We start from the raw sequence: 13,083 nt of genomic DNA, 5'->3' as shown, positions 1-13,083 counted from the left end.
AACAAAAGAAGTAATTAAAACAGCACAGCAGCTTTCATTTGAATTAGGATATATCTAAAACATTCTCCATTTTAATAACCATCTAATGTCAATGTATAGTAGACGTTAGATGGTTAAATTTTTTTAAAACACAAATGCTTCAGTTTTAGAAAGAATGGTTATTTCCTGCTACTCTCAATGCCTTGGTAATAGCGTCTTTTCGAAGGTCGTGTAGTTAACAGTAGTAGAATAATAGCGGTTAACAACATGAAAAAGGAAGCACTAACGACAACTGCACGGATTGTCATCCATTCAGCAACTAACCCAAATACAGCGGTGAATATAATGATAAAAAGAGCTTCAAAGAATCCGTAAATACTTCCAATTCGCCCCATGCTCTTAGTGGGAATGTTATTTTGATAAAATGTATAAAACCCTGTATTCGCAAAAGCAGTTGCAAATGACAATAGAAAGCATCCTAAAGCAGCAATAAGAAAAGTAAAGGATGAAGTAAAAACCAAATAACCTACTGCTGTTAAAAGAGAACCCATACCGATGAGCCATGCTGTAGGAATTTTTTCGACAAATGCTGAATTGGTTATAGAGCCAATTAACACACCTGCTCCTGCGAGACTGACTAAAATTCCATATTGTCCTTCTGACAATGCAAGAACTTGTGTTGCAAAAGCTGCCTCTAAAGAATCGGTTGCTGTCATCAAAACGACGGTAGTACTAAACAACAAATAGATCATCATGACGTAGCGATTTTTTAAGCTAAAACGTATGACCATTTGCCAATCATATAGTAAGACTCGGTAAAGCGATGCTTTTTCTGTTACATTATCAAATTTTTCATTAGCTTCAACATTAGGCATCTTAAAGGTTATACAGGCTGATAGACATAAAGCAATTGCATTTAAGTATATGGCCATATTGGGTGTTCCAAGTGTAAATAGTAAACCAGCAATAGCAGGACCAGTTAAAAATGCCCCAGAATCGAGAAGGCTACGCAGGGAATTAAAACGTTTCCGTTGTGCATTAGGGATCAATTTAGTGATATAAGTCATAGATGTTGGATGATACATAGTGCTAGCTACTGTAATGATAAAGACTAAGATATAAATTGATACTAAGCTAGAAAAGAAAGGGAGTAAAACGATTAGTATAGATTGAAAAAGATTTAAAATAATCATTAAATTTTTTTTATTAAAACGATCGATTAGGCTTCCTGACCAAAAATTAGTGAGCAAGGATGAGCATGCTCTTACAATATATAAGCCAGAAACAGCAAGAGCTGATTCTGTAAGCTTCAAGACAATCAGATTTAAGGCAATAAAATAGATCCATTCACCAATACTAGAGATACCAATACTACACAATAGGATAGCAGGATAGCGCCAGGCCTCTAAAGATTTTTTCATATAAATTCCTCCTTCAGCAAAGTCGTGATTTGCAAATAAAAAATCCCACCCCCAAGACGTATAGTCTTAGGGACGAGATTGTGGAATTTATACTCACGTGGTGCCACCCTAGTTCACTATTATGTCACCATAATAGCCTTTTCAGTACGACATAGTGCCTATGCTTATACTGTAACTCTATAACGGGAGTTCCCGTCGCACCATCAGTCAGATAGAAATCCAATGCGCTACTCCGAGGCTTGTTTCAATAATTCGTTCTTGCTCGTTTTCAGCAACTCGAGCTCTCTGGGAAGAACAGCCTTATTTACTCTTCTCTTCACTGTATTTTTGATAGTGTAGCATAGATAGATATTTCTGGTAAATAACCCGTTGGAAATTTACTTAATTAATTTGCAGAAATGCCTTTAATTGTTTCATTAGCGACTGACAACACTGAATAGTGAGCGCTATATTAGAAGGGATTTCAAGTGAATGATCAAGATTTTCGAAAACAGAAAGTTTATGTGAAGTTAATTGTGCTATTTTTTCCTGTGAATAATGGGGGTCAGCTGTGCCAATTGCCAAAAAGGCATGTTTGTCTAATAGATTTGTCAATGTATGTTCCAGTGACAACAGGGGTGTAAAGAGCACATAATTAGCAGGGATCAAGGAAGGTCGCTGCATATAAAAATCGATAATAGGCATGGTACCTAAAGATTTCCCTATGTAAATAACATGTGAATAAGGTTTTGTTTGTAAAAAGTCTTCTACAATAGGATTGACAACGCTATAAACCATATTCGAAATAGCTTGAGGCTCCTGCTCGAATTGTTGTTGTGCAAATGTATAATTAATTTGAATGACATCATAGCCGAGTTCTAGCACAAGTAACTGTGAATAATAAAGAATAGGTTTGTCATAGCTATAGCCAGTCCCAGAGAACATAAAACATATTTTATCGCTATTGTTATCAAAAAAGTTGTAGGATATACCGTTGTACATATCTTGCTTCGGTTTGATTTTCATGTAGGTTCCTCCATTATTTCTATATTTAGTTTATAATTTACTATAACAAGGAGGGGGAAATAAATGAAAGCAATTGTTATGAATGAGTTTGGTGGATCTGATGTTTTAAGATATATAGATTGTCCTAAGCCTACTATCTCTGAAGGAGAGGTTTTAATACGCACATCTTTTACTAGTGTCAATTATGCAGATATTAAAAACCGTACGGGTAATAAAGCGAAAGCGAATTTCCCGATGATTCTAGGCTTAGATGTTGCTGGTGTTATTGAAGAGGTTTTCGGTGATAACAGTGCTTTTCAAAAGGGTGACCAAGTCATTGCATTCCCCAAAAGTGGCGCTTACGCAGAATATGTGATAGCAAAGGAGCAATTAGTTTTTAAAGTTCCAAGTAATGTACCTTTTGAAAAGGTTGCAGCTGTACCGACTGTTTCTTTTTTATCGTATATCTTAACACATCAGATAGCACCCATTAGTCAACATGATGCTGTATTAATTCATGCTGCTTCAGGTGGAGTAGGGACAATGCTCATCCAAATGGCAAGAAAGCTTGGTGCAAAACAAATTATTGGTACGGTAAGTAATTTAGAGAAGGCTACAATTGTTGAACAACTAGGTGCAGATCATGTCCTCATATACGATCAATTTAGTAATCATGTCAATAAATTAACAGATGGCCGTGGTGTTGATATTGTATTCGATTCTATTGCAGGAGCTATAACCGAAGAAAGTTTGGCTTGTTTAGCACCTTATGGGACACTGGTGCAATTTGGCAATAGTGGAGGCCGTGCAGGAAATATTAAAACATCAGATTTACATAGTAGCTGCCGTAATATAAAAGGGTTTAGCTTAGGCACAACTAGAGCTTCAAAACCAGAGATGTTACAACAAGTTGCGCAGGATATTTTTACTTTATTAAAAGAAGACAGCTTCCAAGTGCCAATTGCTAAAGTTTTTGGTTTAGAGGAAATGCAAAAGGCGCATGATTTTATGGAAAGCCGTCAGCATCAAGGGAAAATACTAATTAAAATATAAAAAAGCAAGGAAAAGATGACACTCTTATAGCAAAGAGTATCATCTTTTTTAGTGCTGAAAAACAAATCAATCAACCAATAGCGATTTTACGCGCAAAGGGTTTATCGTTCCACATAAATCTTTTTAAAGGGCTATTTTGCTCCAACACTTTTGCACCATCTTTTTTCATCAACATTCTAATTCATTTAATTTTTCATAAATACGTCTTTTTCGATAGAGCATAATGCCGGTTTCTGCAACATCCTGTATCATCCCTTTATTGGCATAAGCTCCAAAAACCATCCCTGCAATAGGAATCATCTGAAACAGCTTTTTCCAGCCTAGTTGATCGCGATATGTGTAAAAAACCTCCTGCCAACCCTGAAGCTGAGAAATCATATTGTCCGAAGCTTTTTTTGTGCTATTCATTGTAGAAAGCTCCTGTAAAATCGCTTCTTTACCAACAATATCAGCAGAAGTAAACTGTAGGCACTTCACAATAAAAATACGCTCCATTTTATCATTCGGATCATAGCCATGAATCATGGCAATTTCCTGCAATGTTTTTAATGCTGTTCCTAAAATAACAGGAATATCAATAGCTAACGTAAAGATTCCACCAAAGCCAGTAGAAGCTCCTTGAACGGTAGCAAACTTTACACGCTCATTTTGTAATTGATCGCTAAGAGTGATCATGTTTTCTAATGGGATTTGACCGATATCAGCAATGGTCAATATGTGTTGAGTGGAAGAATGGTTACGGATTTTTTGCATCATTGCTTGCTCACTAATTAAATACTTTCCTCCTGATTGAATATAATTTCCCAATTCATCAACCAATAAAGCGATTTTATTTTGAATAAAGACTGGGGTCATTTTATCTAAAAGCTTAAAAGGTATTCGTCCTAACTTTTCCCAAAACCATAAATCTTTTTGATCTTTTTCCCATACTTTAATTTCCTGTAAATGCTGTTCTAATTGCTCACGGTTCTCCATCTCGTTTAATCCCCTTATGTGTCCATTTAATTTTAATGATTTAGCATATGTTATTTTTTTAAGGTCTGCCGAATCTAGATCTAGCCTCCAACGGATATCTCAGATTTTGAAGAGGAGATTTTTAAGCCTTGCTCGATAAAATCTGAACGCTTTGTTTAGCTGTACCAAAGTGATCTATGCAGAATCTGAGGCTTAATTGATATACGAAAAAATGTTTTAAAGGTTTCGCTTTATTTAATGAGTATTTCGACAAATAAAGAATAAGTCAGCGTTGCCAAACAGAAGCAAGCAGCGCAATGCCATCATTAATTTGCCCAAGTGTCAGTCCACCGTAACCAATAATGACCATTGCCTCATTGGTTCCATTTTGATAGGCAGTAGAGCAAGGGTAGACACGAATGCCTACTTTTTGTGCAAGCTGGATCGCTTTTTTCTCAGTAAGATAATGAGGTAACTTCAAAACAATATGGAGCCCTGATTTTTCACCGATTACCTGAAAGTCATTTGAAAAATGCTGAGAGATAGATGTCAGTAATGCTTGCTGTTTTTTACGATAAATTGTCCGCATTTTAGCCAAATGTTTATCGAATTGTCCTTGTGCGAGAAAATCTGCTAAGACAAGCTGGTCTACTTTGGAGACAACCGATTTTTGCTCTTGGTGGAAGGTCATAAATGGTGCGACTAAAGATTTTGGTAGAATCATATAACTTATACGTAATGATGGGAGCAATGTTTTCGAGAATGTTCCGAAATAGATAACGTGTTGAAGCTGGTCCATCTTAGCTAATGAAGGGATTGGAAGTCCCTTAAACCGAAACTCCGAATCGTAATCATCTTCTATAATAAGAGTCTCGTTCGAAATAGCCCATTGTAACAATGCAGCTCTTCTTTCCATTGTCATAATCATGCCCAAGGGGAATTGGTGAGCCGGTGTTGTGTATAACATGTGAATTGTTTTTAAGGGAAGTGTTATTCCCGAATTATCCACAGGAATTGCCTCTGTTGATAATCCACACTGCTGTATGATTGCACGTACTCGTTTAAAGCCTGGTTCTTCTAAACCAACCCGAGTAGTTGAACCAAGAAAAAGACAGAGGGCTAAAAGCTGGCTTTGCGTACCACTATAAATAAACACCTGTGAAGCGTCACACACGACCCCTCGGGAGCGTTCTACATAGCGGGCAATCTCCATACGTAAAACAGTTTCTCCTTCCCAAGGGCTTGTTGATAAGTTGTCGCAATTAAAATGCTTTTTCATGAGCTTGTGCCAAACAGCGTAAGGAAACGCTTCGTTATCCAAATGGCCATTAGTAAAATCGAATTGTATGTCATCTTGGGGGTTGGTTGTGCTTGGAGCAGCAATTTGTTGTTCGACATGCTGCTGCAGCCAATCAAATTCAAATGGAGCAATGTAATAACCGGATCGTTCTTTGCTATAAATATAGCCTTCTGCAAGTAATTGTTCATAGGCTTCCTTTATAGTATGCACACTGACATCCAGCATTTGAGCAAGAACACGTTTTGAGGGCAATTGCTCATGAGCAAGTAATCTTTTAGTTAAAATAGAGTGCTTTATTTCTTCATAGATTTGTATGTACTTAGCTGAATTTCCTGTAAATGAAATAGAGAGCTCCACATTCAAAACCTCCTTTGGTATGGTCGTTTTTTTAATAATTGGATATATCCATCATATCAATTTTGCCGTTAAATAAGTAGAAAAGGAGTGAAGTGTAGTGGAATTCATTACATTAGAAAATGAAGTAGTCAAACTAAAGCCTTTAGAGTTAAGCGATATTCAAGGACTTCTAGAGGCAGGTAGTTATCCAGAGATTTGGTCACATATGTCCACAACTATAGAAAAAAGGGAGGATGTGAATAACTTTGTGGAAAACGCACTACTTACAAGAAGCGGTAAAACTGAGTTTCCTTTTGTGATTGTGGATAAACAATCGGGGAATATTATTGGCTCTACTCGTTATATGGATATTGATGACAAGCATCAACGACTAGAGATAGGGTATACATGGCTGACACCCGCATACTGGCGCACAGCTATTAATACCCATTGTAAATATTTATTATTACAATATTGTTTTGAATACCTTCATTTACAACGAGTTCAAATCAAAACAGATCATGAAAATATCCGTTCTCAAAGAGCTATTGAACGTATAGGTGCCACAAAGGAAGGGATATTGCGTAATCACATGATTCGCAAAGATGGGACAATTCGGCATACAGTGATGTATAGTATTACGATTGAAGAATGGCCACAGGTGAAAAAACATGTAGAAGATTTATTAGTGCAAAGTAAATAAATAAAGGTATAAAATGGAATTTAATTAATCTTTAAATCCGTTTTTTCTTATAAAAAGTGTCAAAAAATAATAGGAAGGGTAGAGTACCTAAAACTTGAAAGAGGGTAATCTACTTGAAACCAAAATATACTTTAAGACAAATTTATGGTGATAATGCTGTGTATACACCAAGAACACCGTATAGTGATAATCCTTGGATGATGGATGATCCTCATAAGCTAGATGCTTTAACCTCAAGAGAAGTAGCTATTGCTGATATCCCCGTATTAGTACACCGAGCCACACAAACAGAAAAAGCTCAAGAGCTACATGAAGTGGCAGGGTTACCTTGGGTTGAACAGCCCTATAGTTATGAAACCAAAGAGGAATATTTGGCACAAATTCAATCTTGGTGTGAGGAAGGAAAGACAATTGTTTGTCAATATATCCATGACTTGGAGCACATGGATCGTCAATGCTATTGGATGGATGCCGAGAAATTTAATGAGCTGAATACAAAAGCATATATCGATCATCTAATCGACAGTAAATTCGTGCCGAGCCGTTTAAATGTTGAGACATATAGACTTTCGGATGCCATTAAAAATTGGCAGCCACCAGTTGTACTAAAGCCCGGAGATGATTCTCCAACATCTGGGGGGTATGGTGTCATCATCTGTCATAATAAAGAAGAGCTAACAGAAGGCTTACGGCAATTTCGAATGACCGGTACGGAGAGCATAATTATTGAGGAACTTTTACAGACAAAGGACAATTATAGCTGTCAATTTGTTTATTCAGAGGAGCTAGGTATTCAATACTTGGGAGCCTCTCAACAAATTACCGATGATAATGGCATTTATGAAGGGAATATTATAGTAGAAAAAGTCCCTGAAAAAGTTATTGAAGTGGGAAGACATATTATGGAACGTGGTGTTGAAGAAGGTTTTGTTGGAGTGGCTGGCTTTGATTTAATCGTCACGGAGGCGGGAGATGTTCAAGCCATAGACTTAAATTTTCGTCAAAATGGTTCTACCTCTATGCTGATGTTTCATGAAGCTTTAGGGAAGCCCATTAATAAATTTGCTTCTTATGCAGCACCAAGCCCGGAAAAGAATAAGCACTTTTTTCAAACAATCAAGACATTGATTGAACAAGGGACGTTGTTTCCGCTATCTTTCTATGATGGCGATTACTTTGAAGAGCCTATAGCATCTAGATTCGTTGGCATATGGTATGCTGATACACTAGATGAAATTGAAAAGCTAGAGCAGAAGTTAGTGTATGAAGAAGAAAAGAATGGTCATTAATCGACCATTCTTTTTTTATAGATAATTGCCGCTAAAATCCAAGAAAGAAGAGACCATACAATAATCGTAATCATAGGAATAATCACATCTGTCATAGAGTACTTACCTTCTAATGCTTCCGCTAAAAGTAATAACTGTGAGCTTGGGAGCCATTCCGCTAATTTTAAGATTGGGTAAGTCGAAGATAGAGCTAAGGCCATAGGACCGAATGAGAAGATCAACATTATAGGCAGCACAATGATAGATGCTTCCATGATTGATTTAGCAAATAATCCACAAATTGTACCTAGAGCAATATAAAACACAGCAGAAAGTAATAATGCAATTGCTAAGATAAAAAGGTTCGCAGGTTCGTAGCCAACTAGAAAAATAGCCAGTGCTACAGAAACAATTGTAATAATTAGAACAAACAAGCTTTTACCAATCAAAATATCTCCAAGTGAGGCTGGGGAGAGCATGAGACTGCGAAGAGTGTTTTTTTCTTTTTCTTCTGCAATTAAACTACATTGTACGTAGGTGGTCACTATGGAGAACGTTAAATTAATTGGTAAGAAATATATGTTAATGGTATTTGCACCTGTTTGATTATATAAAAATGCCATTACAAGTGGTAATAACACCATAGATGATACAGCATAGTTACGTGAGAATTCCTTATAATCCTTCATCAATATAGCTTGAATACGTGTCATTGAAATATTCATACTAAATCACTCCCTGTTATTTGCATAAAAATGTCACCAAGTGTTGGCTCGTTTGTATAGATACATCTAACTTGCTCTGATTGCATCCATTGATATAATTTTTCTGCATCCTGAGCACCATTTTCTATAATTTCCTGAGCACCATTTTTAAGCTCTACTGTAATAGTGTCAGTACCAAATTCTTTTTTTAGGTCTTTTGGAGCTCCTATTGCTCGGATTTTCCCTTTATGGAGGAAAGCAACACGGTCACAAAGTATTTCTGCCTCGCTCATATCGTGGGTTGTTAAAAAAATAGTTGTCCCCATATCATTTAATCTTCTTAAGCCATTATAAATATGCTGCGTATTGACAGGATCAAGTGCAGAAGTAGGCTCATCTAAAAACAATAATTCGGGCTTATGCATGATGGCACGTGCAAGTGTAACACGTTGAATCATTCCTTTTGAGAGCTGACTAATCTTCTTTTTTCGGTCTGCATATAAATTGACAAAGTCTAAAGCTTCTTTGACAGCAGAATTAGGTATCTCATATAAATTACTGTAGAGTAATAAATTTTCCTCAATAGATAGTCTTGTGTACAGTCCACTATTATCTGTTAAAATACCAAAACGTTTTCGATTTTGACTTTGCTTCATGTCAGTTGCTGGCTGACCAAATAATAGAACATTGCCAGCAGATTTATCTGTTTGTGCGGTTAATATTTTAATAGTAGTAGTTTTACCTGAACCACTCGGTCCAAGAAAGCCAAATATTTCGCCTTTCTGAATAGTAAAGGAAACATCTTGTAATGCTGTCTCTTTATTAAAAGTTTTTTTCAAATGTTGCACATCAATCACTGCGTTCATGTGTAACCTCCTGTTTGTTGTTGATGTCTATACTATAATCAACAAGAGTAAGGCTCACAGTAAAAATTGCGTGAATGGCAGAAAAATGACCTTCAGTGGAACCTTATTAAAGGTGACAGGAGTCGTTTATTTCCTGGGAAATCTACTAAATTCCGAGTATTTCCTTTAAATCTGCCAGTTTATTTTTCGACAGGGGAACTACTGTCTTTTCTGTACTGTTGAGTGCTAGGCTATAGCTATTGCGTGTCCATGTAATGATCTCTCGAACCTTTTGTAGGTTAACGATATAAGAACGATGACTTCTAAAAAAGCCGAAAGGTGTCAATTTTTGCTCTAGCTCATTAAGGGATAAAGAACATGGGTATGCTTCACCAGCAACAAAGACAGAAACAACCCCATCAACACTTTCAATATAATCAATTTCAGGTGGATTAAATAAAATAATCTTGTCATTTTTCTTTGTAGGAATCTTATCAAGCCGAATTGGTGCGCTCTCAAATGGCTGTGGAGTATGTTCTACCTCCTCCTCCTTAACATCCAATGTATGTAAACCAGTTCCATCTAGCCTATGTATAACCGTACTTGTAATCATTAAGTCTTCCAAATTATTCGAGAGTAAAATAATACTTTTTTGTTGCTCGACTAAGCGTTTTAATAATTTTTGGATATTTTGTTTAGAAAAATCATCAATGTTTTGAAAGGGCTCTTCTAAAACTTGCATAGGCGATTGGTGGAGATATGTAGTCAAAAGCTTTAATCGCTGTTTTTCACCAGTAGAAAGTTTATGGATTTTAGTGTTTTTTTGTTCCATAAGGCTAAGTAATTTTAATAAATTCTCTTTTTCCCTAGTTGAATGATGAAAAAGCTTTAAAAAAAACTGTAAATGCTCGAGGACAGTTAGGCGCTCATACAAGGCACTCTCACGAAAGTATGTAAAAGTATTCTTTTGCTTCATAAACCATTGCATCAATGTATGTATTTTAGAAACATCAGTGTAGATCCCAATGATTGTACCAGGTTGTAAGGACAGGTGAAAACTTGGATAAATAACATTACCTCCTTCAATATAGGGATCAACGTCAATATTAATGTTACGTTCCATCTTTGTTCCTCCTAAATTTTGTTCTCTTGTAAAAAGCTTTTAATGTCAGTTTGTGCTTGTAGGAAGCTACTGTAGCAATAATTAGAGTTGGACGCATCCATAAAACCATGAAGCCCCTGATATTGTTTCAGATGGACATTTGGTATGCTCACAAGTGCTTGTTTTAAGGTTTTAACATCAAAGCTACTTTCCTGACTAGGTAAAATAACCAAGGTTGGACAGGAAGGTCTAACATCTATATATTGACGTATACGTGAACCATAAACACAAACGATTCGGTGGAGGGGAAGTGCTGATAATCTCCAAGCTAAAGTGGCCCCTACACTATATCCAATTAATACTACTTCTTCGTAGTCTTCACATGCTTTTAGCAGTTTTTGTGAAAGTAATTCAATAGGAGTATCGAATCCAACTGTCTGTACGAAAAAGTCATAAGCTTGTTTTTCCTGTTCATATGGAAAGGAAAGTCCCTCTGGATAGAGCGAAATACAGGTAGTAGTTGTGTTGTCATCACAGTAAGCTCTCTCCTGTTCTTTAATAAAATGATTTACCCCATATATTTCGTGTAATATAAATAGTATCCTTTTCATGATTACCTCTTTAACTTTTTCCAATAGTTTATCAAAAAGTAACGTTAACGTATATTTTGGAAATTTATGAATGTTCCTTTTTGAAATGAAAAAAAGCTGTCCGACTACTCGAACAGACTTTTTCAATATTAGTATGATTGAACAAATAAACGATAAAGAATGGACGCGATAGTAGCACGAGATAATGTGCTTTGTGGTTCGAAAAGTTGTTGTTTATCTCCTGTTAAAATTCCAGCTTGTTGTAAGCTATAAATGGCCTCTTTAGTATGAGCGGAAATAGCAGCATCATCCTTGAATAATAGCTTTGGCTGATGCTTTGATAATGGTTTTTCTATTAGCTTTGTAAAATTATACAAAATTACGGCAGCTTCCTCTCGGCTAATAGGTTCATGAGGCCTAAACTTTCCATCTGTTGAATCAACTAGCTTATGTTCATGAGCCCAAGCAATAGCTTCAGCAAAATAATCATCTGGTTTTACATCTGAAAAAGGGGCTTTTGTTGTAGTGCTAATCCCCTGTGCTCGACTGAGAACAGTAATAAATTGTGCTCTTGTCAGTTGTGCGTTTGGATAAAACTGATTTTTTGTGATGCCATTAAATATCTGAGTGCTTGCTAAGTATTCAATAGCTGTTTGAGCCCAGTGTCCTTGTATATCTGAAAATGTACTGTTATTCGAGTTGCCAAATGTAAAAGCAGTAACAGTGCCACTAACCTCGTGGGCAGCAAGTAAAGTTGGAAGTCCAGTAATACTTGTGGATGCAGGAATAAAGGTTAAACCTTCTGGTGAAACATCTCCCTTTATGTTTTCACTAAAATCTCGTTCATTGAAATATTGAACAAACTCTGGAGCATCCGGCTTTGTAATATCATACATCATAATGCCACCAACTCGTTCTATACCGATAAAGGCATACGTACGATCACCAATTTGCCCGATTTTTACATCCTCTGGTTCAGGTCCTTTTTTACCGCTGCGATTATCAAGCTTAGTATTATTATTGGAAGCATTGAAGTATTCAGGCAATGAATCAGCAATGACTTTTTCAAAATCACTACCGCTATCATAGATCTGTGTCATTGTATCGGCTTCATAGATTGAGAAAGACCGTGCACCGAAGCTATATAACTTTCCTTGTTGTAAACCATCATAATCAGATGAATCAAAAAGAACAACATCATTTCCTTTTAATTCCGTTTCTTTTTCATTTATGTAACCATTCCAATCACGTGAATCGCCTTCATTTGCTGTGACTAAATACGTTTTACCATTTACCTCGTAGGATGCAATTCCATCAGGCATATAGATTCCAAAAAGATTCTCTGTAGTAATATTGATTTTGTTATCTTTCATAAAATCCAGAGCATTTTTTTCCTTACTATGATCCTTAAAACCTAATGGTTGTATATTTATCCATTCACCCATTGTAAGATCTAGAGTAGCAATAGCATTTGCTTCTTGTAAGGTAATATAGGCTTTATCACTCATACGATTAACAGCTATATATTCTGGTTCAAAATCAACGGACGGATTCGTTTTCTTCTTTAGAATTATTCCTTTAGCCACAAGATCCTCACGTTGAGCGTCCATAGCCTTAAAAGTTATGTTTTTAGCGGTGGCTTTTGTCATATCAGTTGAGAGCTCAATTATACTGACGCTGCCTTCGGGATCTGTGGCCATCTCATAACCTTCTCGGGGTTCACCTTCATTTGCTACAAGTATCTTCTTTCCATCCGGGGTAAAGGTGATCATATCAGGCTGTTTACCAGCTTCCACAACATGAAGGATTGTACCACTGTAATCTAACAATACAGCTAATCCATT

The 13,083-nt window shown here is 36.4% G+C and carries 12 protein-coding genes and 1 other annotated feature; of the genes, 3 read left to right on the top strand and 9 right to left on the bottom strand.

The window, feature by feature from the left end; all coding sequences use genetic code 11:
• Positions 1-158: 158 nt before the first annotated feature.
• Both RT445_RS19995 and RT445_RS19990 read right to left on the bottom strand, forming a co-directional pair.
• Positions 159-1,400 carry an MFS transporter gene (locus RT445_RS19995; protein ID WP_274795343.1) on the bottom strand — a complete coding sequence of 414 codons (1,242 nt, stop codon included), beginning with the start codon at positions 1,398-1,400 and terminating at the stop codon, positions 159-161.
• Between the two features lie 65 nt (positions 1,401-1,465).
• Positions 1,466-1,729, bottom strand: a binding site (T-box leader).
• Positions 1,730-1,781: 52 nt separating this feature from the next.
• A complete protein-coding gene (locus tag RT445_RS19990) occupies positions 1,782-2,405 on the bottom strand; it encodes a hypothetical protein (protein ID WP_312507661.1) in 624 nt (207 codons plus the stop codon).
• Between the two features lie 63 nt (positions 2,406-2,468).
• Here RT445_RS19990 and RT445_RS19985 point away from each other — a divergent pair, with 63 nt between their 5' ends.
• Positions 2,469-3,437: a quinone oxidoreductase family protein gene (locus RT445_RS19985; protein ID WP_312507660.1), complete on the top strand. Its 969-nt coding sequence runs from the start codon at positions 2,469-2,471 to the stop codon at positions 3,435-3,437.
• A 168-nt stretch (positions 3,438-3,605) separates the two neighbouring features.
• Here RT445_RS19985 and RT445_RS19980 read toward each other — a convergent pair whose 3' ends face one another.
• Positions 3,606-4,412, bottom strand: coding sequence for an EcsC family protein (locus tag RT445_RS19980; protein ID WP_274795346.1), 807 nt, complete (start codon positions 4,410-4,412; stop codon positions 3,606-3,608).
• A 265-nt stretch (positions 4,413-4,677) separates the two neighbouring features.
• Entirely contained in the window at positions 4,678-6,048 is a 1,371-nt protein-coding gene (gene pdxR, locus RT445_RS19975) for a MocR-like pyridoxine biosynthesis transcription factor PdxR (RefSeq protein ID WP_313471393.1), read from the bottom strand.
• Between the two features lie 97 nt (positions 6,049-6,145).
• On the opposite strand from pdxR, the gene RT445_RS19970 reads away from it, so the two are divergent.
• Entirely contained in the window at positions 6,146-6,730 is a 585-nt protein-coding gene (locus RT445_RS19970) for a GNAT family N-acetyltransferase (protein ID WP_312507658.1), read from the top strand.
• A 113-nt stretch (positions 6,731-6,843) separates the two neighbouring features.
• A complete protein-coding gene (gene ldmS / locus RT445_RS19965; protein ID WP_274795349.1) occupies positions 6,844-8,019 on the top strand; it encodes an L-aspartate--L-methionine ligase LdmS in 1,176 nt (391 codons plus the stop codon).
• On the opposite strand, the gene RT445_RS19960 is transcribed toward ldmS, so the two are convergent.
• From RT445_RS19960 to RT445_RS19940, 5 genes are all read right to left on the bottom strand, one after another.
• Positions 8,016-8,723 carry an ABC transporter permease gene (locus RT445_RS19960; RefSeq protein WP_312507657.1) on the bottom strand — a complete coding sequence of 236 codons (708 nt, stop codon included), beginning with the start codon at positions 8,721-8,723 and terminating at the stop codon, positions 8,016-8,018. The two genes, ldmS and RT445_RS19960, sit on opposite strands and share 4 nt — an antisense overlap.
• Entirely contained in the window at positions 8,720-9,568 is an 849-nt protein-coding gene (locus RT445_RS19955) for an ABC transporter ATP-binding protein (RefSeq protein WP_274795352.1), read from the bottom strand. Before RT445_RS19955 ends, RT445_RS19960 begins: the two co-directional genes overlap by 4 nt.
• 145 nt (positions 9,569-9,713) lie before the next feature.
• Positions 9,714-10,670 carry a response regulator transcription factor gene (locus tag RT445_RS19950; protein ID WP_274795353.1) on the bottom strand — a complete coding sequence of 319 codons (957 nt, stop codon included), beginning with the start codon at positions 10,668-10,670 and terminating at the stop codon, positions 9,714-9,716.
• 11 nt (positions 10,671-10,681) lie between these two features.
• On the bottom strand, positions 10,682-11,260 hold the full coding sequence (locus RT445_RS19945) for a dienelactone hydrolase family protein (protein ID WP_274795354.1): 579 nt from the start codon (positions 11,258-11,260) through the stop codon (positions 10,682-10,684).
• Positions 11,261-11,388: 128 nt separating this feature from the next.
• A partial coding sequence (locus RT445_RS19940) for a choice-of-anchor I family protein (protein WP_313471390.1) occupies positions 11,389-13,083 on the bottom strand: 1,695 nt, incomplete at its 5' end.

Origin of the sequence: Lysinibacillus sp. (assembly GCF_032093475.1) — a bacterium.
In the GTDB taxonomy this organism is placed as follows: Bacteria; Bacillota; Bacilli; order Bacillales_A; family Planococcaceae; genus Lysinibacillus; species Lysinibacillus irui.
Note: the sequence above shows the minus strand (reverse complement) of the source record. Positions and strands in the feature narration are given on the sequence as shown.